General features: G+C 40.5%; 25 protein-coding genes. 16 read left to right on the top strand and 9 right to left on the bottom strand.

Features of this window, described 5'->3' with window-relative positions:
* The first annotated feature begins 97 nt into the window (after positions 1 to 97).
* The 10 genes from LG273_RS18450 to LG273_RS18405 all read left to right on the top strand — a co-directional run bounded on the left by LG273_RS18450 (position 98) and on the right by LG273_RS18405 (position 12902).
* The gene (locus tag LG273_RS18450) at positions 98 to 1288 is read left to right on the top strand and encodes an NADP-dependent malic enzyme (protein WP_404456564.1); all 1191 of its coding nucleotides are present in this window, start codon (positions 98 to 100) and stop codon (positions 1286 to 1288) included.
* A gap of 28 nt (positions 1289 to 1316) precedes the next feature.
* Entirely contained in the window at positions 1317 to 2654 is a 1338-nt protein-coding gene (locus LG273_RS18445; protein WP_404456562.1) for a 2-hydroxycarboxylate transporter family protein, read from the top strand.
* 370 nt (positions 2655 to 3024) lie between these two features.
* Positions 3025 to 3867 carry a BglG family transcription antiterminator LicT gene (licT, locus tag LG273_RS18440; protein WP_404456560.1) on the top strand — a complete coding sequence of 281 codons (843 nt, stop codon included), beginning with the start codon at positions 3025 to 3027 and terminating at the stop codon, positions 3865 to 3867.
* Between the two features lie 129 nt (positions 3868 to 3996).
* Positions 3997 to 5868: a beta-glucoside-specific PTS transporter subunit IIABC gene (locus tag LG273_RS18435; protein WP_404456558.1), complete on the top strand. Its 1872-nt coding sequence runs from the start codon at positions 3997 to 3999 to the stop codon at positions 5866 to 5868.
* Positions 5869 to 5920: 52 nt separating this feature from the next.
* Complete coding sequence (locus tag LG273_RS18430; protein WP_404456556.1) at positions 5921 to 7321, top strand: glycoside hydrolase family 1 protein; 1401 nt, start codon at positions 5921 to 5923, stop codon at positions 7319 to 7321.
* A gap of 66 nt (positions 7322 to 7387) precedes the next feature.
* Positions 7388 to 7978 (top strand): AAA family ATPase, encoded by a 591-nt coding sequence (locus tag LG273_RS18425; protein WP_404456554.1) that lies wholly within the window; start codon positions 7388 to 7390, stop codon positions 7976 to 7978.
* A 199-nt stretch (positions 7979 to 8177) separates the two neighbouring features.
* Positions 8178 to 8999 carry a sulfite exporter TauE/SafE family protein gene (locus LG273_RS18420; RefSeq protein WP_404459597.1) on the top strand — a complete coding sequence of 274 codons (822 nt, stop codon included), beginning with the start codon at positions 8178 to 8180 and terminating at the stop codon, positions 8997 to 8999.
* Positions 9000 to 9061: 62 nt separating this feature from the next.
* Complete coding sequence (locus tag LG273_RS18415; protein ID WP_404456552.1) at positions 9062 to 9955, top strand: LysR family transcriptional regulator; 894 nt, start codon at positions 9062 to 9064, stop codon at positions 9953 to 9955.
* A 347-nt stretch (positions 9956 to 10302) separates the two neighbouring features.
* Positions 10303 to 11565 carry a cytosine permease gene (codB, locus tag LG273_RS18410; RefSeq protein WP_404456550.1) on the top strand — a complete coding sequence of 421 codons (1263 nt, stop codon included), beginning with the start codon at positions 10303 to 10305 and terminating at the stop codon, positions 11563 to 11565.
* Between the two features lie 62 nt (positions 11566 to 11627).
* Entirely contained in the window at positions 11628 to 12902 is a 1275-nt protein-coding gene (locus tag LG273_RS18405) for a cytosine deaminase (protein ID WP_404456548.1), read from the top strand.
* A 68-nt stretch (positions 12903 to 12970) separates the two neighbouring features.
* On the opposite strand, the gene LG273_RS18400 is transcribed toward LG273_RS18405, so the two are convergent.
* Positions 12971 to 14146, bottom strand: a complete 1176-nt coding sequence (locus LG273_RS18400) for a transglutaminase-like domain-containing protein (protein WP_404456546.1) — start codon at positions 14144 to 14146, stop codon at positions 12971 to 12973.
* 10 nt (positions 14147 to 14156) lie between these two features.
* Complete coding sequence (locus tag LG273_RS18395; RefSeq protein ID WP_404456544.1) at positions 14157 to 14471, bottom strand: hypothetical protein; 315 nt, start codon at positions 14469 to 14471, stop codon at positions 14157 to 14159.
* Between the two features lie 207 nt (positions 14472 to 14678).
* Here LG273_RS18395 and LG273_RS18390 point away from each other — a divergent pair, with 207 nt between their 5' ends.
* Positions 14679 to 15098: an SRPBCC family protein gene (locus LG273_RS18390; protein WP_404456543.1), complete on the top strand. Its 420-nt coding sequence runs from the start codon at positions 14679 to 14681 to the stop codon at positions 15096 to 15098.
* Between the two features lie 237 nt (positions 15099 to 15335).
* Positions 15336 to 15536 (top strand): hypothetical protein, encoded by a 201-nt coding sequence (locus LG273_RS18385; protein WP_404456540.1) that lies wholly within the window; start codon positions 15336 to 15338, stop codon positions 15534 to 15536.
* Here the strand turns inward: LG273_RS18385 and LG273_RS18380 are convergent.
* Positions 15522 to 15656: a hypothetical protein gene (locus LG273_RS18380; RefSeq protein ID WP_404456537.1), complete on the bottom strand. Its 135-nt coding sequence runs from the start codon at positions 15654 to 15656 to the stop codon at positions 15522 to 15524. The two genes, LG273_RS18385 and LG273_RS18380, sit on opposite strands and share 15 nt — an antisense overlap.
* 166 nt (positions 15657 to 15822) lie before the next feature.
* Positions 15823 to 16992, bottom strand: a complete 1170-nt coding sequence (locus LG273_RS18375; protein WP_404456534.1) for an MFS transporter — start codon at positions 16990 to 16992, stop codon at positions 15823 to 15825.
* Positions 16993 to 17072: 80 nt separating this feature from the next.
* Here LG273_RS18375 and yeiL point away from each other — a divergent pair, with 80 nt between their 5' ends.
* Positions 17073 to 17744, top strand: coding sequence for a transcriptional regulator YeiL (gene yeiL / locus LG273_RS18370; protein WP_404456531.1), 672 nt, complete (start codon positions 17073 to 17075; stop codon positions 17742 to 17744).
* A 46-nt stretch (positions 17745 to 17790) separates the two neighbouring features.
* Here yeiL and LG273_RS18365 read toward each other — a convergent pair whose 3' ends face one another.
* The 3 genes from LG273_RS18365 to LG273_RS18355 form a co-directional block, all read right to left on the bottom strand.
* Positions 17791 to 18915, bottom strand: coding sequence for an NADH-dependent flavin oxidoreductase (locus LG273_RS18365; protein ID WP_404456528.1), 1125 nt, complete (start codon positions 18913 to 18915; stop codon positions 17791 to 17793).
* Positions 18916 to 19123: 208 nt separating this feature from the next.
* Complete coding sequence (locus LG273_RS18360; protein ID WP_379560193.1) at positions 19124 to 19717, bottom strand: NADPH-dependent FMN reductase; 594 nt, start codon at positions 19715 to 19717, stop codon at positions 19124 to 19126.
* 295 nt (positions 19718 to 20012) lie between these two features.
* Positions 20013 to 21299, bottom strand: a complete 1287-nt coding sequence (locus LG273_RS18355; protein WP_404456525.1) for an MFS transporter — start codon at positions 21297 to 21299, stop codon at positions 20013 to 20015.
* A gap of 177 nt (positions 21300 to 21476) precedes the next feature.
* On the opposite strand from LG273_RS18355, the gene LG273_RS18350 reads away from it, so the two are divergent.
* From LG273_RS18350 to LG273_RS18340, 3 genes are all read left to right on the top strand, one after another.
* The gene (locus tag LG273_RS18350) at positions 21477 to 22235 is read left to right on the top strand and encodes a hypothetical protein (RefSeq protein ID WP_404456522.1); all 759 of its coding nucleotides are present in this window, start codon (positions 21477 to 21479) and stop codon (positions 22233 to 22235) included.
* A gap of 43 nt (positions 22236 to 22278) precedes the next feature.
* Positions 22279 to 23259 carry a Gfo/Idh/MocA family protein gene (locus tag LG273_RS18345; RefSeq protein WP_404456519.1) on the top strand — a complete coding sequence of 327 codons (981 nt, stop codon included), beginning with the start codon at positions 22279 to 22281 and terminating at the stop codon, positions 23257 to 23259.
* Positions 23260 to 23398: 139 nt separating this feature from the next.
* Positions 23399 to 23704, top strand: coding sequence for a hypothetical protein (locus LG273_RS18340; protein WP_404456516.1), 306 nt, complete (start codon positions 23399 to 23401; stop codon positions 23702 to 23704).
* Positions 23705 to 23730: 26 nt separating this feature from the next.
* On the opposite strand, the gene LG273_RS18335 is transcribed toward LG273_RS18340, so the two are convergent.
* Positions 23731 to 24387, bottom strand: coding sequence for a hypothetical protein (locus tag LG273_RS18335; protein WP_404456513.1), 657 nt, complete (start codon positions 24385 to 24387; stop codon positions 23731 to 23733).
* 337 nt (positions 24388 to 24724) lie between these two features.
* On the bottom strand, positions 24725 to 25411 hold the full coding sequence (locus LG273_RS18330) for a TasA family protein (RefSeq protein ID WP_404456510.1): 687 nt from the start codon (positions 25409 to 25411) through the stop codon (positions 24725 to 24727).
* Positions 25412 to 25526: the final 115 nt, after the last annotated feature.

Here is a 25526-nt window from a genome sequence, read left to right as displayed (position 1 = left end):
AAAGAATGAATTAATTACAAAACCTATTCTTTGAACTGAAAACAGAGTAAGATGAGTTCAGATTTTGAAAGCGATTACCATAAGGAGTGTTTTGTAAATGTCTAAACGAAACCTAAGAGACGAAACAATTGAACTGCATCGGAAACATGCAGGTAAGATAGAAGTAACAAGTAGAGTGGATGTAGAAAATCAAGAAGATCTAAGTCTTGTCTATACTCCTGGAGTAGCGGATGTATGTAAGGTTATTTCCGAGGATCCTAACGAGATTAATACATTGACTGCTAGAGGGAACATGGTAGCGGTTGTAACAGACGGTACTGCTGTTCTAGGGCTAGGAGATATTGGACCAAAAGCAGCGATGCCTGTTATGGAAGGGAAAAGTATTTTGTTTAAGAAATTTGCAGATGTGGATGCTTTCCCATTATGTCTTGATACACAAAATGTAGATGAAATTGTCAATATTGTTAAAGCGCTTCAGCCGAGCTTTAGTGGAATTAATTTAGAGGATATTGCTGCACCACGCTGTTTTGAAATTGAGGAACGATTAAAGAAGGAACTTGATATTCCAGTATTCCATGATGACCAGCATGGTACTGCCATCGTTGTATTAGCTGCTTTGTATAATGCGCTAAGAGTAGTGAAAAAAGAGCATAAAAACGTCAAGATTGTGATTAATGGAGCTGGAGCAGCGGGAATTTCCATTGCTAAATTACTCCTAACAGCTGGTTATAAAGACATTACGCTTGTAAGCCTTGAAGGGGTTGTTAGTAAAGGGGAAGCATGGTTGAATCCTGCGCAGGAAAAAATTGCGGAACAAACAAATCTGTCAGGGATAACCGGAACATTAGACGATGTTATTAAAGGTGCTGATGCGTTTATCGGCGTATCTGCCCCAGCTGTTATGAAACCTGAACATGTTAAAGCGATGAATGCGGATCCTATCGTACTGGCAATGGCAAATCCATTACCGGAAATTTACCCTGAAGATGCGTTGGAAGCTGGCGCTGCTGTCGTAGGAACAGGGAGATCAGATTATCCGAACCAAGTAAATAATCTCTTAGCTTTCCCTGGTATCTTTAGAGGTGCATTAGACTCTAATGCTAAGGATATCACCATGGAAATGAAAGTAGCTGCAGCGCATGCAATTGCTAGTGTTATTACGGATGAGGAATTAAATGCCGAGTACATTATTCCAAGTGCACTGGATAAGCGTGTAGCGCCACTTGTGGCTAAGGCAGTTCGAGTTACAGCATACCAACAAAGAAAGGGAGGAAGATCCATTTCTTAAATGGTACTTCAAAAGGGGGATTTTGTAGATGGGAGACGCACTAAGAAACTATAATCAAGAGTCCAATAAGAAACAAACAACGAGTAATACGTTGGCATTTACTAAACTAAATAAAGGTCCTGCTATTTTTAATACGCCCATTATCTGGTTTGTATTATTTGCAGCCATTACACTTATCAGTATGTATACAGGAAATCTTCCAGGAGGGATGATTGGTACGTTACTTGTCATGATTGTGATAGGCGAGGCCTTTGGTTGGGTCGGTGATCGATTACCAATCGTTAAGACCTTTCTTGGGGGCGGAGCGATTTTAGCAATTTTCGGTTCTGCTTACATGGTTTACAGCGGAATGCTGCCTGAGACCATCACTACTTCTGTTAATGATTTCATGAAGACAGGAGGCTTTTTAGACTTTTATATCGCAGCATTGATTACAGGCAGTATTCTAGGAATGAATTCTAAAATACTCGTAAAAGTAGGGTTGCGTTATTTTATTCCAATCGGTGGTGCAGTGGTTGGAGCGATGGCGCTAACCGCTTTAATCGGGTCGATTGTTGGCTTCACGCTTCAAGAAGCGGTACTTGTGATTGCCATGCCAATTATGGGTGGTGGAATGGGAGCTGGTGCAGTTCCAATGAGTCAGGTTTACTCTGAGTTACTTGGTCAAGATCCTAGCTACTATATTTCAATGCTCGTTCCAGCACTTGCATTAGGAAATGTGTTTGCGATTATCCTGGCGAGTGTCCTAAATAAAATCGGGGAAAAATACCCATCATTATCTGGGAATGGGCAACTTTTGCAAGGCTTTACGTATGAAAAGCCTGAAATGAAATACGATATTCAGAAAATGGGTGCAGGATTGCTTGCAGCATTATCCTTCTTCACCCTAGGTATGTTAATAGCGAACATTATCCCATTACATGGATACGCAATTATGATTATTTTAGTAGCCGTTGCTAAGATTGCAAACTTACTACCTGCTATTGTGGTAGAAGGTGCAAGCCAGTGGTATCAATTCGTTGCGAAAAACTGGACGTTCGCACTGCTATTTGGAATTGGGGTTGCTTATACAGATTTAGGCACTGTTTTGGATGCCCTTACATTGCAGTATATTTTAACCGTATTTGGTGTGGTACTTGGTGCAATAATTGGAGCGGGACTTTTAGGGAAGGCTGTTGGGTTCTATCCAATAGAATCTGCCATCACGGCGGGCCTATGTATGGCTAATATGGGAGGTACTGGCGATGTTGCCGTTCTTTCTGCCGCAAAAAGAATGGAGCTCATGCCGTTTTCACAAATATCTTCTCGTTTAGGCGGATCCATTATCTTACTGCTCGCAGGTTTAATTGTACCGTTGTTTATATAACGTGTTCATAGTGAAAAGTATTGGGAAACATGGATTTTGTTTTCCGATGCTTTTTTTCTTGGTATTGGTAGAGTATAAGGTAGGGGATCTAGATCAGAATTTATAAGAAACAGATACTTAAAAGCCTGCAATTTCTAGGCCACAAGACCTAAACGACTCTATTGACAACGTTATCAATTAACGTTATGATAAAACCGTAAATATTCTGGGTAGTTACTGTATTATAGGCAGGCTATACTGGTTTATTAGCACGTTTTTTATTAGATTTTTATTGTTATAGTGTTTTCCGGATAGTTACTATCTATCGGTAGGCTATACCGTTTTAGTCCTTTTTAATAATAGGGAACAAGCTTGAAGGAAGATTGATTTCATGAAAATAGATAAGGTTATTAACAATAATTTAGTGCGATCCTTTAAAGATGGTAAAGAAGTTTTGGTAATGGGTAAGGGCTTAGGCTTCCAGAAGCATAAACATGATCTCATTGATGAAGGACTAATCGAAAGAGTATATGTCATAGATCAGGAAGAAAGTAATAGCAATTATTTAGAAATGCTTCTTTCAAATATTCCTTATGCATATGTTCAAACAACCAATGAAATTGTTCGTTATGCTATGAACTCCCTTGACAAAAAACTGGATGATACCATTTGGTTAAGTTTAACAGACCATATTTATCACGCCATTGACCGTGCTAAAAAAGGCAAGCAGGTAAGGAATGCTCTCTTGTGGGAAATCAGCAGATTTTATAACCATGAGTATCTTATTGCCAAAGAAGCCTTGAACATCGTGCGAAAAAGACATGGAGTAGAACTCTCTAACTCAGATGCCGGTTTTATTGCATTATATTTAGTGAATGCTCAGATGGATGATTCGGTAAAGGTTCAAGAAACAATGGAATTAGTCCAGAGGCAAAAGAAAATCTTGGATATTGTCCGCTACCACTATGGGTTAGAGTTAAACGAAAGTTCGATACATTATGATCGTTTTATGACACACTTGAAATACTTTGTAAGGCGAGTATCTACAGGGAAAACCGTGAAGAGTGAGGATTTAGGTTTCCTGGATGTCGTCAAAACAAAGTATCCTGAGGAATATAAGTGCGCCAAGAAGATTGAAGCGTACGTGAATAAAGAAGTGAATCGTAAGCTGTCAGAAGACGAACTAGTCTACCTTGCCATTCATATAAGAAGAGTTATAGAAGAAAGTCTATAAACTTAATATAAATTGGGATTGTTACGAAAGGCTATACCCATCAGTTGCATTGGAGATCGTGAATCGATTTCTGATGTGATTGGTGGGTATTTTTTATTTCTTTGAAAAAGAAGACTAGGAGGGATTGTCATGAATTATAAAGATCTTGCCTCGACTATCTTAGATAAAGTTGGCGGAAAAGAAAACGTTTCCTATGTGACACATTGTGCAACAAGACTGCGTTTTAACTTATATGATGATAGCAAAGCAGATACAGAAGGACTGGAAAAAATAAAAGAGGTTGTCGGTGTAGCCAATAAAGGTGGCCAATACCAGGTTGTCATTGGCACAGACGTATCTTTTGTTCATAAAGAAATTATGAAATTAGGTAATTTTGATGGTGATAGTAGCGATAATGCACAACCAGAAGATAAAAGAGGGAAGGTTTCAAAGGCAATTGATATTATTGCAGGAATCTTTACCCCTATCATCCCAGTGCTGGCTGGAGCCGGGATGCTGAAGGCGGTAGTTGCCATCATAAACGGCTTTAACTTACTCCCGCCAGAATCACAAATCCTGCAAGTGTTAGGTTTTATGGGGGATGCCGGATTTTATTTTCTCCCAATAATTCTGGCAGCCTCAGCAGCTAAGAAGTTCGAGGTAAATCAATATCTTGCCATGGTAATAGGGGGTATTCTATTACATCCGAACTTTATAGCCTTAGTATCAACAGCACAGGAAAGTGGTGAAGGAATAAACTTCATAGGTCTGCCTGTTGGTTTGGTAAGCTATTCTTCGACGGTAATACCAATTATTTTAGCTGTTTGGTTTATGTCTTATGTGGAACCATTTATTAACAGGGTCGTTCATAAAAACGTTCGTATTGTAATAGCACCATTGTTTATCATCTTTATTGTAGCGACCGTAACATTAATTGCTATTGGCCCACTAGGAAATTATTTAGGGGTTGGACTGGCATATGTCTTTTCTTTCTTAAATGATTATGCGAGCTGGCTAGTACCAACTCTAGTAGGGGCTTTCACGCCATTGCTCGTTATGATTGGAATGCATTATGGTTTAATTTCTATTGGAATTAATGAACTTGCTACAAAAGGATTTGACCCTGTAGCTGGCCTCGGTATGCTCGTATCTAACGTTGCACAAGGTGGCGCGGGACTTGGTGTCGCATTACGGGCAAAAGATAAGGAACTTAAGGCATTAGCATCCTCTACGGGGATTACTGCACTCTTAGGAATTACCGAGCCTATTTTGTATGGGGTTAACTTACGATATAAAAGACCGCTAATTGCAGCGATGATTGGTGGTGGAGCTGGTGGATTATTCCTGGGAATTATGGAAGTCGGCAGATTTGCTCAAGTACCACCAGGGCTCCTTGCCTTACCTAGCTACATTGGTCCAGATGGTTTTGCTGTATTAATCTATGCTGTAATCGGGATTGTCATTGCGTTTATTGTATCGTTTATCGTGTCTTACTTCCTTGGAATTAAAGAAGAAATAGACGAATCACCAGAGGAGTCTACTAAAGAAGAACCAGAAGAAAAGGAAATTACAGATGATGTTGTTTATGCACCAATCAAAGGAAAAGCTGTTGAGTTAAAAGAAATAAATGATGGCGTGTTTTCTGAAGAGATATTAGGAAAAGGTGTTGCAATTATTCCGGAAGAAGGAAAAGTTTTTGCGCCAATTGATGGAACAGTATCTGCATTACTTGACTCCCACCATGCAGTAGGGATTACAAGTGAAGGAGGAGCAGAGGTTTTAATCCATGTTGGAATTGACACTGTGAAATTAGAGGGTCTTCATTATTTACCGAAAGTTGAACAAGGACAAACCATTAAAAAAGGTGATTTACTATTAGAGTTTGATATGGAAGCTATTAAACAAGAAGGATATGACATCATTACACCTGTTATCGTAACGAATTCCAGTGAGTTCTCTGATGTATTAGGGATTACAGACAAGCAAGTAGAGCCTGGAGAAGCTTTAATTAAGCTACCGTAAGAAGAAAGTTTTGAAGAAGAAATAAATACAGCTAGAGAGGAAGTTAAATCTAATGGGATTTCCAAAAGGTTTTTTATGGGGCGGCGCTACTGCCGCCAACCAGTGTGAAGGAGCTTATAATGAGGACGGAAAAGGATTAAGCACAGCAGATGTTATGACTGCTGCTACGCCTGATTCATCTCGAGAGATTACTGACGGCGTTATTGAAGGAAAATATTATCCGAGCCACAACGCAGTAGATCATTATCATCGTTACAAGGAAGATATTGCGTTGTTTGCGGAAATGGGTTTTAAAGCATATCGCATGTCTATCGCCTGGTCTCGGATTTTTCCAAATGGCGATGATGAAACACCAAACGAAGCAGGGTTAAAGCATTACGATGAGGTTTTTGATACATGCTTGCAATATGGAATCGAGCCAATGGTAACATTATCACACTTTGAAACACCGCTCGGTCTGCAGAAATATGGATCATGGACAAACCGCAAAGTCGTTGATTTCTTCTTACGTTATTGTGAAACAGTATTTACACGTTATAAAGGAAAAGTGAAATACTGGATGACCTTTAATGAAATCAATGTTATGTCCACCAAGCCTTGGATGGCAGCTGGTGTTCATACAGATGACGAGCAAACGCGGATGACAGGTGCTTATCATCATTTCTTGGCCAGTGCAAAGGCAGTACAGCTTGCACACTCTATCGACCCGGAAAATCAGGTTGGCATGATGTATAACGGACATGTTGCTTATCCAGCCAGTAGTGATCCAGAAGATGTGAAGCGTGCTAATGATTTCATGCACCAAATGTTATTTTATGCCGATGTGCAGTGCCGAGGCTATTACCCTGCATACAAGCTAAAGGAATTTGAACGAGAAGGTATCGTGTTACCTATTCAAGATGGCGATGAAGAAGAGCTAAGAAAAGGCACCGTTGATTTTATTTCATTTAGCTACTATTTGACACATGTCGTTGGAGAAGAATCCCCTTTACGCTTTACGGGTCTGAATGGTGTAAAAACAGGCTATAAAAATCCACATTTGAAAGCAAGTGAATGGGGATGGCCGATTGATCCAGCGGGCCTTCGTTATTTGCTGAATGTGTTATATGATCGCTACCAGCTTCCATTAATCGTCGTAGAGAATGGGCTAGGTGCAAAAGACAAAGTGGAAGAAGACGGAAGTATCCATGATCCTTACCGAATTGATTACCTAAAGGACCATCTTAGAGAATTGAAAAAAGCAATTGACGTAGATGGCATTCCTGTAATGGGCTACACCATGTGGGGGCCGATTGACATTATTTCCGCGAGTAAAGGGGAAATGAGCAAGCGGTATGGCTTTATTCATGTGGATGTAGACGACGAGGGTAACGGTACATTCAAACGATCTAAAAAAGATTCGTTTTATTGGTACAAGGAAGTCATTGCAACAAATGGAGGAAATTTAAATTAAGCGAATAGCTCATTTCATCTCGATGTCCTGAGATGAAATGGGCTACTTAAAATAGGAGGGACTTTAATGATGACTAGCAAAACAGTTGTATTTACAAGTGAATTGGGAAGTGGAGCCAGGCTTATTGCTAAACAATTAGCAGACGAATTGGGCGTAGAGTTTTATGGAGAAGAAGACCTGTTAAAAGAGGCTGCAAGAGAATCTGGCATCGAGGAAAAAGTATTCCGAGATTATGATGAGAAATTAGCAAACCTAAGTATGGATTTAGAGAAAGCAGAGGATGGAATGGCTCAGAAAATCTTTGAAGCATACTCCAACACTATTATGCGGATTGCGGAAGCAGGGCCTTGTATCCTGATGGAGCGAGGGGCCGACATTGTGTTAAAAGGAAAAATAAACTTTTTAAACGTGTATACCTATACTTCTGATATGACGAAGAAAATAGAGCGGTGTGTTCGCGTTAGTGGAGTTACCGAAGAAGAGGCCCCGTCATTTATCGCAAGTCAGTCCCAGCAAAGACAATTATATTACCAAAGCTTTTCAAACATTAAACGTGGAAGCATGAATGAATACGACCTTTGCTTGAACACGGATACTTTAACAAAAGAGGCATTAGATATGGCAAGATGTACGGCAGTAGTGAGGGCGGCTCTATAGGTGAAATTATAGAATGGTGGTTTCGTGGTAAAAAAAGAGGTGGTCGGAATGAAATGGCGGACCCCTTGCTACGAGGATTAGTTTTACTCAAGGGAACTATTTTCAATGCTTCATAACTTTCGGGTCCTTCCTATGCCAAAAGGTTATACCCTATGCCAATTTGCTATTATGCTGTTACTGGGTTGTTTGCTAAGCTGATATTGGTAGAAATTCGTCTTGGGAGCTGTTCATCATCTTTATTTTATATTTTATCATCGGTTTACTTGCCTCTACCTTGGGAGCTATTGCCGGGTTAGGTGGCGGGGTAATTATTAAACCAGTATTAGACTTTTTTGGTGATTTTGATTTGCCTACAATTGGTGTGCTATCTGCTGGGACAGTGCTAGCAATGGCCACGGTTTCTTTGATCAAACTAAGAAATAAAGAAGTTAAGGTTGATAAAGTAATTAGTTCTGTGCTCGCAGTAGGGTCTATCCTTGGTGGAGTGGTGGGGAAAAGTATTTTTAACGTCATTGCTGTTACGCTGAATATTCCTACAGCTACAGCAATTATCCAGTCATCTGTATTGGCATTGCTGCTAACACTTGTCTTTATTTATTTCTTGAAAAAGGACAACATCAGATCGTTTGCTTTTAAAAATAGAGTGGCCATTTTTGCAATAGGTTTTGTTTTAGGCTTCCTATCAGCGTTTCTTGGAATTGGGGGAGGCCCATTAAACGTTACGGTATTAATCTTACTGTTTTCCATGACGGCGAAAAATGCGGCGGTTAACTCTATTTTCATTATCTTTTTCTCCCAATTATCGGCCTTATTGTTGATCGCGTTTACTACGGGCTATGCAGAATATGACTTGTCTATGCTATTCTACATGATACCTGGTGGAATTTTAGGTGGAATTATCGGCTCAACCATTACCGTTAAACTATCGAATAAGCAAATAGAGAAGCTGTTTCATGTCACCATCCTCATTATCATTCTTATAAATCTATATAACATCGTCAATGTTGCTTTCCTGCAATAATAGTGCCTCTATCATGATTTACGTTATAATACAGTTATAGCATGTATTTAAGGGGCGTAAGTATGAACATCGAAACGTTAAAGATCTTCTGTCTAGTTGTGGATACAGGGAGCATTAGTCAAGCGTCTAAGCTATCGTATGTGTCGCAACCCGCTGTATCAAAGCAAATTAATCAGCTGGAAACTTACTATCATGCATTGCTTTTTAATCGGTCAGATGGAAGATTAACACTGACAGAGAGCGGTAAAGTTCTTTATCCATTTGCTAAAGCGATGGTGGCAGATTTTAATCGTTCCAAAGCGGCTGTATCAGATAATTTAAGAGGGTTTCATGATTCGCTTAAAGTAGGGGCGAGCTTAACAATAGGAGAGTATCTTTTACCAGGAATGCTGGGCGATTTTAAAACGGAGTATCACAATGTAAATGTATCCTTAATGGTTGAAAACACCCCACAAGTAATTGACGCATTACTGGACGATGTGATAGACCTTGCGTTAGTAGAGGGAATTGTCCAAACAGATAAGTTGATCGTGGAAGAATTTTCCGAGGATGAGCTCGTGCTTATCCACTCACCAAAGCACCCATGGAAAGAAAGGGAATCCATTGCGATTAACGAATTGACGAGTGAACAGATGCTTTGGCGGGAGCCGACTTCTGGTACGCGGTTGATTATCGAGAATTTCCTTCAGGAGCTTAACGTACTAGACAAGATTCAAAGCTATATGGATTTAGGTAGTACGCAGGCGATTAAAAGTGCGGTTGAGGCAGGACTTGGTATTAGTATTGTCTCGAAATTAGCGGTCGCAAGAGAACTTGAGCAAGGGACCTTATGTGAAACGAAAGTAAAAGATGTCGATTTCAAACGTAATCTATGGCTTGTGAAGAAAAAACAACGATTCCGTAAAAATAGCGTAGATATGTTTGAATCGTTTATAAAAGGTAAACTAAATTATTAGGAGTAACAACCGGATGGGTAGAAAATAATAATTAAAACCATGAAGGATGGCACAATGAATAGAAACTAGACTTTTTTGTGCCCCAAGAGCCCTTCCCTCTCCCCCCTTATTGACACAACTCCTTTTTCCTGTCATAATCTACTTAATTAAATATGGTACCTTTAATTCAGTCCAGAGAGGCTGACAAGGACAGCGGATTTTTACAATACACGAGTGGTAGGTGTGCTTTACCCTATGCTGGTGTATTGTATAGAAATAGAGGCTAATTGTCAGGTTAACTGGTAATTAGCCTCTTTTTTTGTTCCTGTGACTTTTGGTACCGGAAAATCATAGTTGGAGGAATGAACATGAAAAAAATAGATGGGGAATATTCATTACAGGCAGTACCACAGTCAGAGCGAAATAATTTTTGGAAAACATTATCTGTTATGCTCGGATTTACATTCTTCTCTGCTAGTATGCTAGCTGGTGGAGAATTGGGAGCTGGCTTATCCTTCTCACAATTTATTATCATCATGTTAATAGGTAATATAGCGCTTGGCATGTACACTGGATCGCTTGCTTATATTGCAGCAAAAACAGGCCTGTCCACACATCTGTTGGCTAAATATGCATTTGGAGAAAAGGGATCGTATTTGCCATCCTTCTTACTAGGCTTTACGCAAGTTGGCTGGTTCGGTGTTGGGGTAGCGATGTTTGCCGTGCCTGTGGCAACCGCTATGGACTGGAATGTTTATGCGTTAATCTTTATCTTTGGAATTGCCATTACTGCATCCGCCATTTTTGGCATGAAAGCTTTAGTTGTGTTAGGGTTTATCGCTGTACCTGCGATTGCGATTTTAGGGAGCTATTCGGTATTTGAAGCAACAGAGTACTTAGGTGGCTTTGATGCATTATGGAGCTATGAACCAACAGAGACATTGACGGTAGCTGCAGCTCTAACGATTTGTGTCGGCTCGTTTATTAGTGGGGGAACGTTAACACCAGACTTTGCGCGGTTTGCTAAAACATCAAAATCAGCTGTTGTCGCAACTGTGATTGCCTTTTTCTTAGGAAACTCGTTAATGTTTTTATTCGGAGCAGTCGGAGCGATGTCTTACGGGTTACCTGATATTTCAGAAGTGATGTTTTTACAAGGATTAATGACCCCGGCGATTATCGTATTAGGATTAAATATTTGGACGACCAATGACAATGCGCTTTATGCCTCAGGTCTAGGATTTGCGAATATCACCAAGCTTCCTAAAAAGGTGTTTGTGATCGTAAATGGTCTTGTTGGAACATTGCTCGCCATGTGGATGTACAACAACTTTGTTGGCTTCTTAAATATATTGGGAGCTGCTGTCCCTTCCATTGGGGCGATCATTATCGCGGACTATTTCTTTGTTAGAAAAAGGAAGTATGGTACGTTTAAAGAAATGACATTTAAAACAGTAAACTGGGTAGCAATTGGGGCATGGGCAAGTGGTGTGGCAATCGCACAGTTTGCACCAGGGATCACACCATTAAATGCGCTGATTGGCACAGCTGCTGTTTATACCGTATTTATGTATTTGGCATCTATTAAAGTTAGGAAAGAAGAAGTACCCGTCTTAAGGAAAGCCGACTAGAACGCTGCTAAACGGGGCTGTCTACAAGTAGATTCTTACGATTAGAAAAAGGAGATTCAAAAATGCTTATAAAAAATGCATCATTACGCGGAAAAGAAGGAACATGGCATATCGCCATTGAAAATGGAAAATTTGCTGCCATTACACAAAACTTGGACGAACTGCCGGCGACAGAAGAGGTTATTGACGTAAAAGGTGCGCTCGTTTTGCCACCTTTTATTGAGCCGCATATTCATTTAGATACAACGTTAACGGCCGGGGAGCCGGAATGGAATCAGAGCGGAACCTTATTTGAAGGAATCCAACGCTGGTCCGAGCGCAAGGAGTCACTAACAGAGGAAGATGTGAAGACAAGAGCGAAAACAGCGTTAAAATGGCAAATTGCTCAAGGCATACAGCATGTGCGGACACATGTAGATGTGACAGATCCTACCCTCACGGCATTAAAAGCAATGCTGGAGGTGAAAAAGGAAATGGCGGACTATATTGATATTCAGCTTGTTGCTTTCCCGCAAGAAGGGATTCAATCCTACCCAAATGGCGCGGAACTGCTTGAGGAAGCACTAAAAATGGGAGCAGACGTCGTTGGTGGCATCCCGCACTATGAATTTACCAGAGAATATGGCGTAGAGTCGATGAAAACAGCCTTTGATCTCGCCGAAAAATATGATCGTTTAGTGGACATACATTGTGACGAAATTGATGATGAGCAATCACGTTTTGTGGAAGTAGTGGCAAAAGAAGCATATGAACGAGGTATGGGCACACGAACAACAGCGAGCCACACGACAGCGATGGGCTCCTACAACGATGCTTATACACAAAAATTGTTCCGTCTATTGAAGCTTTCGAACATTAATTTTGTCTCCAATCCACTTGTTAATATTCATTTACAGGGAAGGTTCGATACCTATCCCAAACGTAGAGGACTGACACGCGTAAAAGAACTCCAGGAAGCAGGACTAAACATTTGCTTTGGCCATGATGATATCTTTGATCCATGGTATCCATTAGGAACTGGCAATATGCTGCAAGTATTGCATATGGGGATCCACGCATCCCAATTAATGGGTTATGAGCAAATTGTAAACTCGATTGATCTGATCACGAAAAACAGTGCGAAGACATTGCATATTGAAGACAAGTATGGAATTGAAGAAGGAAAGCCGGCAAATTTCATCGTGATGACAGCAGAAAATGAATATGAAGTGATTCGCAAGCAGGCGGCAGTACGCTATTCTTTCAGAAATGGCAAGTTGATGTCGCAAACAAAACCGAGTGAAACAGCGATAACGCTCGGAAATGCGACAGAGCGGGTTAGTTTTGATCGGAAATAGAGCGGAAGGCACACCTCATGGGGGTGTGCCTTTTTGATGTAATTGACTCCCAGATTTCAAACCATTATTTATAACAATTCTGAAAATGAAGCTGCAAGGGAAAGCGCCATAAAAAGAAGGGCGATACTAAACAGAACAAGGCGCTCTCTTCTCAAAATAAAGCATAAAAATAACCCAACAAAGCTACATTTGAACACGAGATCAAGAAAGTCATTGTGAAAAATAACATCTAGCCCCATCGCAAAAAGGCCGATTCCAACGAAATATTTCTTTGAATGGGCAACGATCCCACGCCATCCCTTTTCCTTTGCTCTCCAGGATCCAAGCAAGTGCTCTGCCCCGATGGAAGTATGAGGAGGAAATTTTCCCGGTGAAAACTTCACATACGCGGGTTGAAGATAGGGTGCTTTGCCATTTAAGGATTCTTGCCCCCAGTAAAACGGCTCATCATTAATGCTTAGAGGTTCAATCTCTGTTGAAATCTCTTCGCTTTCTACAAATGCAGGCAGCAGCTCAAACTCAGCATCCTTAGAGAAAACAACACGCTGTCCCTCTGTTTTACCGAAGTAATTTTTCCATCGTAGTGTGCGAATATCGCTGGTGAAAAGCTTAAAAACCTGATACTTTTGTATGTTTGCCATGCTAACATCAACAGCAATCCAACCTTCATCTTCTAAATATATTTCATTCCATGCATGGCCGCTCATTTTGCCGATGGACCAACAGCCAAATAACGTTCTTGTTGGGATGCCGAGAGATCTGCACAGGGACGAAAATAAAAAGGAAAATTCTCCGCAGTCTCCCTTTCTTAAGCGTAAGAAGGATTTCACTCCGCGGCTCTTGGGAGGGTATATGTATTTGAAGTTAGTAACAATATATTGAAAAATTGCTTTTGCCTGGTCATTCTTTTTTTCAATACCATTTGTAATCGTTTTGGCTAGTTCCACGATCTCATCATTAATTGGTGAAAGGGTAGTATCTCTTAAGTAGTATGCTTCCTCTTCTTTCGTCAGAGGTGTAGTTCTATGCTCTGGAGTATACCATTCTTGGTGATAACGAAGGTTTAAGGCGGTATGATTAGGTAGCACAAAGTAACCCAGGTTATCACCTGTAGGCAACTTATGCAGGTGGTTTGGTTTTAAGGATGAAAGGTAATCTCCTTTAGGAAGAGAGATCCATAGTTTGAGACTTTGATTTAAAGTGTTTTCATAGTGGTAATCGACATAAATGGGTTTTTGCTTCATATTTCTACCCTCAACTTAGACCACGCTGTTGATTGTTTTTAAATAGGTGTATACCTGCTCCATAAACCGTCATCATCACTAAAAGTAGGAGAAGCATAAAATCCCTGTAGATTTCTAATGACAGCTCTTGAATATAACGGTGAAACATATCAAGACACAGCCATCCAACTGGGAATATAGGTGCTGAATAGAGAAAAGCTTTCTTTACTATCTCTTTACCTTGCTTACCTTTAGCCTCCTTGCTCCAGGAAAATTTAAGGATCACATAGGTGAAGATTAAGCAAAAAGGGGCGATGAACAGTATTGCTACGGACAAAATATCCATGGGAACAACCTCCTTTAATAGTAATTACTGTATAAGATCTTATCATAAAATTCTGTCAAGGTAAAAAAAGGTAATGAATGCGTTAGCAAAAGAAAATTATTTAACAATTCCCAGTAGTAAAACAACTGGGAATTCCTTATAATATATTTATGCACCTCGTGTAAACAAACGTTAGAAAAATTTGAATTTGTTTAGGAGGTTTTTAAAATGGAAGCATCTCAAGAAATTAAAGTAGCAACAACTGTCCAAGCACCAGTAGACAAGGTTTGGGAGTATTGGACAGAGCCAGAGCACGTAAAACAGTGGAATAATGCTTCAGATGATTGGCACACTCCATTTGCGGAAAATGATCTTAGAGTTGGTGGGAAATTCGTTTCAAGAATGGAAGCCAAAGATGGCAGTGCTGGATTCGATTTTGGTGGGGTCTATGATGAAGTAAAAGTACATGAAAACCTTGCTTATACGATGGCTGATGGAAGAAAAGTGAGTATCCTATTTAATGATCAGGGCGAAGAAACTGAAGTCATTGAAACATTTGATGCAGACACGTCGCACCCAGCAGCGTTTCAACAACAAGGGTGGCAGGCGATTCTCGATAATTTTAAAAGCTATGTAGAACAAGGTTAACTGGCATCTGGAGTTATTTGATCTCATTATCAATGGCGTATCTGTTGTTATAAAGACAGGTACACCATTTTTTTTTACCCGGAACAAGCGTCCGTAAGACCCCCACTTTATGGTTATGCAATTATAAATATTATATAAACAAATTGGTAAATTGAAACATTTTCATATTACTACGTATTATTAAGAAAGCGCTAAAGGTTTACGGAATTATTTAACTTCAATACCAGGGGTGGAAGTATGCCAACTATACAAGAAGTAGAAATGAAGCTCAATGAAACTGCAATAGATGATACCATGCGCTCTTCGATTAAAAAGGAAATCGCAGTATTACCAACTGTTTTGGAACAAGATGAAAAAATTATGCTTGTCATAAGTGGGTCTTATCGATATAAGAATGGTATGTTCGTTGCAACATCTACTAGTCTACTTTTTCTCTAATTCTTCCCGTATTTTCTTTAGCTCGTCTGTCTGGCTAAGGATGTTATTGTTTACTTTCCGTATGGCATCATACACGGCAAAAACACCAATGAAAATGGCAACTAATAGGGCTATCTCCATCTATTAACCAACTTTCTTTTGTGATTTTCCTTATTAGGAATCCGATCGAATACACGGCTTATACGGGTATCATAACATAGGGTTTAATTGAAAATATATACTCCAAAAACAGATAAGCTTGGTGAAGGTTGCCTATTGGCATTCCACCGTTTTTTATAATGAAGCATCAAGCAGTCTCAAACCCTTTCCTAACCTCCACTTTCCGGTAAACCAATGCGAGGAACATGGCTGGAATGGTGCAGACGATCATGCCAATAAACGCATATCTTGGTTCGATCTCGTATAAAAAGCCACCGAAAATGGTAAATACAGCAGTACTCCAGCTAAGCGCTAATGCTGAGTAAATGCCCTGTGCTTTTGGTATCTGGATTTGTGGAATATTGTTGATTAAGTATTTCATAAAGGCATAATGCGCCATTGCAAAGGAAAATGCATGCAGCACCTGCGCAATACTAAAGATAATTACGCTTGGAAAAGCAAATACAACAATCCAACGGACAGAGGAACCGATTGCTGCCAGTGTCAGTAAGGCTCCTACTGAAAAATGACCAAACTTTCTATCGGCAATGGCAAAAAAGATAATTTCTGCAATAACAGCAATATTAATAATGACGCCTATTATGATTGTTGGTGCATCGATATCCTGCAAAAAGATATAGCCATAATTGTAATAACTCGCATGTGCGGCCTGTAGTAACACAACAATCAGGAGCACGAGGCTAAAATGTTTGATTTTAAAGACAGAGAAAAGTCCTACCTTTTGTGTTTGGTCCATTGGTGGTTTTACAGACAAGACCTCAGGCGCTCGTAAAAGACTAAGCACCACAAAACCCACAATACCTAGTAGTAGCGCCCAAAAAATGATCTCATCGCCAAATCTCGCTGTGAAAAGGGTAAGCACCATCCCGATTGAGACAAATCCAATCGATCCCCACTGACGGCTTCTCCCGTAATGTCTTAATTGTTTATTTTGTACAAGCACACCAGCAGCAGTATCTAAGGCTGGCATTAGTGCGGGGTAGAAAAGGTGCAGGAGAATGGTGGCTCCCATTAAACTCGCAAAGGACTCTGCCGGAATGTAAGCGATTAGGGCAATGAATGTGCCGATTCCCGCTATGTTCAATAATCGTTTGCTGCTAACCTTCTCGGAAAGGTAAGGGAAGGCAAATAAAGTAGACAGCCCCCTTGCAACCAACCCGACACTCATGATCAGACTAGCTTCTGAAACAGAGATGCCTTTTGTATAAACCATCCACCCAGCCCAATAGGGTAGAAAAATCCCCCATGTCAGGAAAAAACTAAAAAACCGTATACTCATCCAGCGTTGTGTGTTCATTATGTATCCTCCTCATTGATTGCATGATATCATGGAAGGAAAACAAACAATATGAGATATCTCCTATTTTGAGGTGGATTATGAAAATCTATAGAGCAGACAAACAGCAGCTATATTTGCAAAAGCACTCAATTGCCCATTTATTTTCCTTTCCGGTCGAGGATTATATGGAAATTCATGAATATGAGCGTGATGAATGGATTATAAAAGAGGGGGCGAGACCTGACTTTTTATTTTTCGTGGTGGAAGGAAAAGCAAAGATCTATATCACCCATCAAAATGGGAAAGTCTCGTTAATTAATTTTATTAATGCGAATGAATTTATTGGGGAAATGGAATTATTGCATGATGTCTATTACACAAAAGGTATCCAAGCGTCAACAAAGACCGTCTGTTTTGCTCTGCCAATACACCACTACCGGAAACAGCTGATGGAGGATGCGAAATTTTTGTGTGAACTAACGCGATTTTTAAGCGTTAAGGCAACACAAATGGCAATGAAATATACCCAAAGCCTCGCTTTCCCACTGGAAAACAGGCTTGCCGATTTTATTTTGCAAACAGCGGATAATGGGGTGTATAAAGAGAAACACGTTACCGTTTGTGACTATTTAGGCGTATCTTATCGGCATTTGCTCCATGTACTTACACAATTTACGGAAAAACAGTATTTACAAAAGGAAGGGCGGAAGTATCATATTAAGCAATATGATGCTTTGAGGGAACTGTCCCATGTGTTAAAGAATAAATAAAAAGGCCAGGCACTGCATTCTAAGGCAGTGACCTGGCTTCATTTGTTTAAACTCCTGGGAACCAGCCTGGCGTGTTGATGATATTATTCCATAGGGGGCCTGGTACCATTAATTCTTCCTGCTTCTCTTTATCAATTTCCGTAACAATCTCGGCTTCTCTTCCTTCAGCAACCTTCTGAACCCAATCCGGGTCAATAATAAGCTCTCTTCCTAAGGCAAGAAGTGGGATGCCTGTGTTAAAGGCAAGCTTCGCGTCTTCTGCTGTGTAGATGGAACCTACACCAATTAAAGGTACGCGATCGCCAATTGTCTCCAGAAGATGTGCAATTCGTGTTTTATCTAAATCCTCCACCCCTCTTCTTGGCTTGGAGAAAAAGTCCATTAAAGAAACGTGGAGATAATGTAAGTTTTTATCTGCTAACACATCTACAAGATGAAGTGTTTCTTCCATTGTTAGGCCAGGTGTTTCTGGTTCTTCTGGGGAAAAACGGTAACCAACAATAAAGGATTCATCCGCATGTGCTTTCACGACACGCTGAACTTTATCGATGATAGCGAGCGGGAAGGTCATCCGTTTTTCCAGACTCCCGCCAAATCGGTCCTCACGTAGGTTAGAATGCGGAGAAAAGAATTGCTGGATTAAGTAGCCGTTAGCCCCGTGAATCTCCACGCCATCATAGCCTGCTTCAATGGCACGACGGGTCGTTTCACCAAACGCTTCAATGATTTCTTCTATTTCTTCTTCGCGTAGGGTTCGTGGCTTTGGAGCACCTTCTCGATTTGCTGGTACGTCACTAGCGCTGACAACATCGCCATCTGGAACAAGAGCTGATGGACTCATCTTTCCAGCATGGAAAATTTGTAGGATAGCTTTGGCGCCCTCGCCTTGGATTCTTTTTGCTAGCTTACTTAGACTCGGGATCATCGCATCACGATCTGCTGCAAATTGATTAGGGAATCCTTTGCCATTTGGTGTCACATATGTGGTCGCAGTGATGACCATGCTTACGCCTTTAGAACGGCGAGCATAATAGTCTACTTCTTCATCGGATACAGTTCCATCATTGTTGGATGAAGAGTTCGTCATTGGTGCCATCACCAAGCGGTTTTTTAATTCAATTCCATTTTTTAATGTTAATGGAGCAAACATATCTTGGTATTCTGGGTTCATTTTTTACCCCTCCTTGTTACGACATAATAGTAAATTAAAGGGGGATTGTATAATATTATGCTCGGTAATTGAATTACTAAGGAATGAAAAAGGCATGAAATCAATCTCTAGGACTAACTTCATGCCTTTATTATTATAAACTCTAATTCACACCATCTATAAAAAAACCTCTATCCTTGGGGGATAGAGGTTATAAGTTACTATTTACTTATCGAATAGTTTTCAAAGCTGTAGACCAAGGGATTAGCTGATCTAGCATTTGGTTCACGGAATCTGCCTGAACTGCTGCTGGTTTAAGTTCTGCTCCGTTTTCAAAGTCAGTGAATAAAGAAAGCGCCGGGTGAACGCGAACATCTGCTACTAATAATTCTCCAAGGATGCCACGTAAGTGTTCAGCAGCACGAGCTCCACCAACAGAACCATATGATACGATACCTGCTGCTTTGTTATTCCATTCTACACGTAGGTAATCAAGTGCGTTTTTAAGTGATGCTGTAATGGAGTGGTTGTATTCCTGTACGACGAAAACAAAGCCGTCCTGTTTTGCGATAACCTCAGCCCATGCCGCAGCACCAGAAGCGTCTGCACCACTTTCGCCTAGTAATGGCAGTTTGTAGTCTGCTAGATCAATAACCGTATAGTTTGCATCGCCGCGTTGGTCTGCCAATTCCTTTACCCAGTTTCCTACCTGTGGACTTAGGCGTCCCTCACGCGTCGAACCTAAAATAATACCAATGTTTAATTTTTCCACTGTTGTTTCCTCCTCTTTGTCTCTTCCAAATAACTTACTAAATAAACTCACTTACTTCCCCACCTTAAAACACTACTACGTTAGGTTTGTGCTATAAAGCAACCCTTCCCTCAAAAGGCGTAGAGTTAATTTTAATTAAAATATCTTTAATTAAATATAATCATAGCAGTTACTTTTAGTAACGTCAATCTTTTAGTTTGAATTAACTAACGCCAGTTCAAGCAAGACGAGCGCCAACCAAACAAAGTCGAGCCACACCCACAGAGATTCGAGCGCCAACCCAAGCAAACAAAAAAACCGCTCATCCCAATGGATAAACGGCTTTCCAGCTTCAAATAGTATTAAATTAAGAAATATTCACTTCAGGAGCATGCTTGCTTTCCATTTCCTTATCAGAAGGGACAAAGTTTAAAATAATCATGCCGATAATGAAGAGGACGATTAGACTTAAGATACCAGCATTTGTCTGTCCTGTGATCTGCGCAGTTGCCCCTACTAGGATTGGGCCTGATACAGACGCAAACTTACCAAAAATATTATAGAAACCAAAGAATTCATTGGCGTTTTTCTTCGGAACGAGTTTTGCAAAATACGATCTGCTTAATGCTTGAATGCCGCCCTGTGAGGTCGCAACAAGCATTGCTAGTACCCAGAAATCAAATGCTGTTTCAAGGAAATAACCATAGATACATACGATCGTATAAACGACAATTCCCACATTTAGCATGGATTTTGCAGAATAACGATCTGCTAGCTTGCCGTATAACACAGCGAATGGTGCTGCTACAATTTGGGTAACCAATAGGACAACCAACAGTACGGTGGAGCTTACCCCAACGTCTGTACCGTATGCAGTTGACATGGAAATGATTGTTCCCACACCGTCTATGTAGAAAAAGTAAGCAATTAGGAAAATCGTTAAGTATTTATACTGTCTAATATTTGTTACGGTGTTTTTAAGCCGTCTAAAGCTTGTCCGTATAGGCTTTGCATCACGCTTAATGCCATGAATTTGTTTAACGTTCTTTAACATAGGGATGGAAAATATCCCCCACCATAAAAAGGTAATCACAAATGCAATTTTGCTAGCGACTGTACTAGAGATTGGGAGAATCTCTTGCTGTGCCATTAAAATGATACCGATACTGATTACAAAAGGGATGGCACTACCGATATATCCAAGCGCATAGCCTCTTGAGGAAACTTTATTCATGCGTTTATCTTCCGTAACATCGACGAGAAATGCATCGTAAAAAAGGTTGGCCCCTCTTAAACCGAGCGAAGATATCGTAAAGACGATTAGTAATAATAACCATTCACCCTCAGGAACAAAAATGAGCGAGACGGTAGACACAAGCCCCACTACTAAAAAGCCTACGAAAAACTTTTTCTTATATCCTTCATAATCGGCAAAGGTTCCCAAGATAGGACCAATCATCGCCAAAATAAAGGTGAAGATTGCGATTGTATATCCGAGATAGGCAGTTGAATCTGCTGCCTCAATCCCTGCAGCTGTTGCTTGTGCTTTATAAAATATAGGAAAAATAGCAGTCGTAATAATGATAGAATAGGCACTATTCGCCCAGTCATAGTACATCCAGCTTGTCTCATGCTTTGTAAATTTTTTCATCAACTCTCCCCCTTGGTTCTATTTTACTAAAATTTGCAAGATAAAGAAGGCATGGTTCAAAAAATTACAGAAATTTTATATTTTCTTATAGTATATGTTATAGGCCTCCCTTATTTTCCTAAAATGTTCAATCTCTGCAATCTGAGGAGTTTGTGATATCTTAAAAAGGAGTGAAAAAGCATGAAGCACATTTACGCTTTTGAAAAGAAAGAAGACTACGAAAAGTATCAATCTATCATAGAACGGTTTCGCAAGAGATTAATAGAATTCCAACAAATATTAGAGAAAGATTTTGCCTTACGTGAGTTGCCAAAGGGAATTGTCTGGACATCAGTGGAATTGGCTACAACAACTTTTTCGGACGTTCCAATCCCTGCGTTCACCAATAGAGATCTTATCTATATATCTCCTGATTTATCGAGCTGGAGGGAATTATTTATTAGCCAACTAGAGGGACGCTCAAACACGAAAATAGAGGACTTCTATGAAAACCTCTCGGAAGATCATATATTTACGATAGTTGGCCATGAATTAATGCACCACTCCGATTTTTTCTTGGAGGATTTTGATGAAGAGAGAGAAGACGGGATTTGGTTTGAAGAGGGAATGTGTGAATATTTACCTCGTAAATTTCTATTAGATGAGGATGAATTTACTAGTATTTCAGTTGTTGAGGAAGAATTAGTGGATATGTTTAAAGCGAAATACGGGGATCATTCATTAGAAGCGTTTGGAAGTACTAGCTATCAAGGCAGTTTAACGAGTATTATGTTTGATTATTGGCGTAGCTTTCTTGCAATTAAGTATTTGGTAGAAGATAGGGCTAACGATGATATGAAGCAGGTGTTTCGTGAATATCACAGGTGGCATGAGGAAGGGAGAAAGGTTACTTTACTGGAACACTTTGGAATCCAGAATTTGTTCGGTTCACGGGGTTAATCCCTGTAGTGCCTTACAACTACATACAAAGGGGGACTTTACTTTGAAGTTAGATCAGGTTAAATGGGGAATTATTGGTTGTGGGGCTGTAACGGAAGTGAAGAGTGGCCCAGCTTTTCAAAAAGTAGAAAATTCCGAGCTGGTTGCCGTCATGCGGCGTAATGGAGCGTTAGCGAAAGACTATGCTGAACGTCACCATGTACCGAAATGGTACGATGATGCGGACGCACTACTAAATGATCCAGAAGTGAATGCTGTTTATATTGCAACGCCTCCAGGTTCACACAAAGAATATGCATTGAAGGCTGCCGCGGCAGGGAAAGCTGTTTATGTGGAGAAGCCAATGGCAGTTAATTTTACCGAATGTGAGGAAATGATTGCTGCATGCAAAACAGCTGGAGTTCCGTTGTACGTTGCCTATTATCGTAGAGCACAGTCCAGATTTTTAAAGGTAAAGGAGCTATTGGACAATAACGCAATAGGAGATGTTCGTTTCGTGAACACTTCACAGTATCGTAAAGTATCAAATGAGGTGAAAAGCGGAAAAGAGCTTCCCTGGAGGCTGCAACCTGCGTTGTCAGGGGGCGGATTATTCTTTGATCTAGCTAGTCATACTCTCGATATGTTAGATTTTTTGCTCGGGCCGATAAAGGACGTACAGGGAATTGCCTCCAATCAGGCGGGTTATTACAAGGCGGAAGACATTGTGACAGGAACCTATCAATTCGTTTCTGGTGTGCATGGTGTAGGCAGTTGGTGCTTTTCAGCCTTTGAGAATGTTGACATAAATGAAATCATTGGCAGTGAGGGGAAAATCACCTTTTCTACGTTTGGGGATGACCCGATTGTCCTGATAACAGCACAGGGGCAACAAGAATGGAGCTTTAAACGGCCAGAGCATGTTCAGCAACCCCTCATCACATCGATCGTGGCAGAGTTGACCGGCAAAGGTGGCACTTCTCCTAGTACTGGGGCTAATGGTGCAAGAACGAACTGGGTGCTTGACGCATTGGCAAAGCAATAAGGGATTAGGCAGGCAAATGCTAGCCGCATCAGCCTGTCTAATTAAAAATGGTAATAGTCCTAATGCTACACAGTCGCTGCCCTCTATGTAGCTAGCGCAATGATACGAGACGACTTGCTCCATATAAGGAGAGATTTCATTGTTAAATTTCATCTTGTTTCTACTATTCATCCTACTCATTATCAATGATAACAAAGACAAACTTCAGGAACTAACCAAATTCCAGCGTGTTGGCATTGCTATCACCTTTTTAGGAGTATTGGCTGTGGTGACGTCTTGCATATATTATGGTGGGCACTGGCTCGCTGGGCATTTTAACTCTACCTTTATCTCCTATGCTATTTTCATTTTAGTAGTGATTGTCTCTATATATGGAGGTAGAGTGCTCTTAAATACGTTAATATATCGGATTTCAAAGGGAGTATTTTTAGGAAGTGGAAAGTAGGTTCGTGGTTGTTGGCAAAACCCACTTTACATGTGTTCGGTTTTGGATCCACTACGACTACTCCACAGTCCTACGGCTAACCAAATGCAGCCAATGGCTACTACAGCCCCGTGGGCAACTCGCACTGGCTGGTCAAAGAAAAACTGTGGCAAATATAGGCACATGCCTAACGCAAACAGCAGGCCGCTCGCTTTCTGGTAGCTACCTGACTTCCAAATGGCGATAGCAAGTATAATAGATGCAAGGGGTAAGAGGAATAGACCTATTCCGAACATAACCATTCCCACCCCACCACGCACGACATCTGCTTGACTGAGTAGCTCAGCAGACTGTCGATGGATCGCTTCCTGACCAATGGCAAAAAGGCCATAAGTTTCCCCACCATAATAGGGTAAGATTAGCCCTACTCCGATAACGGTTAACAAAAACCCCCAATAAGCAAGTACATATCCAGCTGTCCCTTCTAAAGAACGGTGAATGCCGTATATCCCAATTGGTAAGAGCATAAAGGCGATGATGCCAAATACATGTGATAGGACCCATTCCGGGGAGGCGAATGCTTCTGCACCTTGCAATGAGCTTTCATCTGAAAAAGGACGTAAGGCAGGATAAAGTACAAATAAAATGGCTGAAATCAATAACGATAACATACTAGCGTAGGCTGCTTGGACCTTTAAGGGCACTTCGTTTTCCTCCTTTCGATTATGCATGCTTTTCATTTATTGTACTTTGCTACTTGGCAATTAATGAGGGGTTTTATGTAAATTTAGTGTGATGTTTTATTTACATTAAGCAATACATCTTTCATTTATATAGATGATTAGAATTTGCGGACTAAAGGAAGAGGTACTAGTTAATAAAAAGCCCACATATAATAGAAAAAAGCAGCGGGACCATGCACTCTGTCGGCCAGGTGTTATCCCGCTACACAATAAAATTGGGTATATATTCGATTTACAAGTCCTTTAAAAAGTTGCCTGTTCCACTGCTTTGGTAATGGCTTGGAAATAGAAGAGTGGCTTAGTTATTTTCTTCTATTTCTTCGCCTTCTGTTTGCATTCCGTTAAATGTCCAGTCAAGGTCTAATTGTAAGCCTTGAAGGTCGTTTTGCGGCTCTCCAGTTTCATTAAATCTGAATTTCACATCAAAGTTTGCTCTTTCGCCTGCTTCTAGCGTTTCGCCGTAATAGTATTCGCCAGAGATAACCCAATGCCAAGCCCATCCACCAGCAATTGGTACATACTCATAAGTAAGGCCAGTTTCTGTAAGGACATCGTCAATTTCACCTGGGTCCATATTAGCTAGTTGGTTTAGAGATAAAGAACCAATTACTTCATAATCTCTTTTTCCGCCAGTGTTACGCAAGAAATCAACAATTATCGTATCTCCATACTTTTCAGCAAGCTCTGGGCTTACAGGGTTGCCTTCAGCATCTGTAACGTTGTATTCCGTTCCTAGTGACACCTCTCCAATTGCGAGAGATCCATCATTCACAAGGTCGAACGAGCGAAGCATAGTATCACCTGGCTTCAAATTATCTACATCGACTGTTACCTCAGGGTCTACGCTCAAATCTAATGTACCCGCTGCAAAACTGTTTGTTTGAACTTCCGCATCACTAAAGTATGCAAAGGTCCCCCCTCCTACTAGAGAAATACCTAGCGCAGCTGTAGCAACGCCCATTCCCAATCGCTTCTTTAATCCCATTTCTCATCCTCCTAAAATTTTTTATTGAAAATCCCCTATTTAGAGGATCTACAACCAACTATAACGTTATGTTCGTGTTAAGGGATGATTTGTTCTTATTAGTGAACTAACAACT

Origin of the sequence: Oceanobacillus kapialis, assembly GCF_044790185.1 — a bacterium.
Classification (GTDB): domain Bacteria; phylum Bacillota; class Bacilli; order Bacillales; family Amphibacillaceae; genus Oceanobacillus_B; species Oceanobacillus_B kapialis.
The sequence above is the reverse complement of the archived record's forward strand: the minus strand, read 5'-3'. Positions and strand labels throughout refer to the sequence as shown.

Excerpts from the sequence above, each read along its gene's own strand:
- LG273_RS18415 (WP_404456552.1), top strand. The coding sequence starts at position 9,062 with ATGAACATCGAAACGTTAAAGATCTTCTGTCTAGTTGTGGATACAGGG.
- LG273_RS18395 (WP_404456544.1), bottom strand. The coding sequence starts at position 14,471 with ATGGATATTTTGTCCGTAGCAATACTGTTCATCGCCCCTTTTTGCTTA.
- LG273_RS18385 (WP_404456540.1), top strand. The coding sequence starts at position 15,336 with ATGCCAACTATACAAGAAGTAGAAATGAAGCTCAATGAAACTGCAATA.
- LG273_RS18450 (WP_404456564.1), top strand. The coding sequence starts at position 98 with ATGTCTAAACGAAACCTAAGAGACGAAACAATTGAACTGCATCGGAAA.
- LG273_RS18425 (WP_404456554.1), top strand. The coding sequence starts at position 7,388 with ATGATGACTAGCAAAACAGTTGTATTTACAAGTGAATTGGGAAGTGGA.
- LG273_RS18435 (WP_404456558.1), top strand. The coding sequence starts at position 3,997 with ATGAATTATAAAGATCTTGCCTCGACTATCTTAGATAAAGTTGGCGGA.
- LG273_RS18405 (WP_404456548.1), top strand. The coding sequence starts at position 11,628 with ATGCTTATAAAAAATGCATCATTACGCGGAAAAGAAGGAACATGGCAT.
- LG273_RS18445 (WP_404456562.1), top strand. The coding sequence starts at position 1,317 with ATGGGAGACGCACTAAGAAACTATAATCAAGAGTCCAATAAGAAACAA.
- LG273_RS18365 (WP_404456528.1), bottom strand. The coding sequence starts at position 18,915 with ATGAACCCAGAATACCAAGATATGTTTGCTCCATTAACATTAAAAAAT.
- yeiL (WP_404456531.1), top strand. The coding sequence starts at position 17,073 with ATGAAAATCTATAGAGCAGACAAACAGCAGCTATATTTGCAAAAGCAC.
- LG273_RS18430 (WP_404456556.1), top strand. The coding sequence starts at position 5,921 with ATGGGATTTCCAAAAGGTTTTTTATGGGGCGGCGCTACTGCCGCCAAC.
- LG273_RS18350 (WP_404456522.1), top strand. The coding sequence starts at position 21,477 with ATGAAGCACATTTACGCTTTTGAAAAGAAAGAAGACTACGAAAAGTAT.
- LG273_RS18390 (WP_404456543.1), top strand. The coding sequence starts at position 14,679 with ATGGAAGCATCTCAAGAAATTAAAGTAGCAACAACTGTCCAAGCACCA.
- licT (WP_404456560.1), top strand. The coding sequence starts at position 3,025 with ATGAAAATAGATAAGGTTATTAACAATAATTTAGTGCGATCCTTTAAA.
- LG273_RS18380 (WP_404456537.1), bottom strand. The coding sequence starts at position 15,656 with ATGGAGATAGCCCTATTAGTTGCCATTTTCATTGGTGTTTTTGCCGTG.
- LG273_RS18400 (WP_404456546.1), bottom strand. The coding sequence starts at position 14,146 with ATGAAGCAAAAACCCATTTATGTCGATTACCACTATGAAAACACTTTA.
- LG273_RS18330 (WP_404456510.1), bottom strand. The coding sequence starts at position 25,411 with ATGGGATTAAAGAAGCGATTGGGAATGGGCGTTGCTACAGCTGCGCTA.
- codB (WP_404456550.1), top strand. The coding sequence starts at position 10,303 with ATGAAAAAAATAGATGGGGAATATTCATTACAGGCAGTACCACAGTCA.
- LG273_RS18375 (WP_404456534.1), bottom strand. The coding sequence starts at position 16,992 with ATGAACACACAACGCTGGATGAGTATACGGTTTTTTAGTTTTTTCCTG.